The organism is Mesorhizobium sp. M4B.F.Ca.ET.214.01.1.1, from assembly GCF_004791545.1.
Classification (GTDB): Bacteria; Pseudomonadota; Alphaproteobacteria; order Rhizobiales; family Rhizobiaceae; genus Mesorhizobium; species Mesorhizobium abyssinicae.
Genome location: NZ_SRUX01000269.1, coordinates 1 through 289, shown reverse-complemented (window position 1 = coordinate 289; position 289 = coordinate 1). Strand labels below are relative to the sequence as shown.

Annotated in this window: 1 pseudogene; it reads left to right on the top strand. The window is 68.5% G+C overall.

The annotated features are described in order from the left end of the window. Positions 1-19: 19 nt before the first annotated feature. Positions 20-289 (top strand): annotated as a pseudogene (locus EN857_RS34205) (hypothetical protein); the annotation flags it as partial.

The window sequence follows — 289 nt, the reverse complement described above, 5'->3', positions numbered from 1 at the left end:
CTGGGTCATAGGGGGGGGCGTGGCTGATCGCATTCGCTGCCTGATCCCGTACTGCCGGCGCACCAAGCGCGCGCTGCCGGATCTCGTCACCGTCGATCGAGGCGGTTACGACGCCGGCGATACCGTCACGACCGACATCGCCGAGGAGTGGATTTGCCACGATCACTGGCGTGCCGTTCCGCCGGCGACGCGCCGACTGTTGGCCGCCGCCAGGCGGAAGGTCAAGCGCGTCAATACGCTGACCGCACTCCTAGTGTTCTCGCGCGTCTGGCGGCGCGCGAAGCGGCAG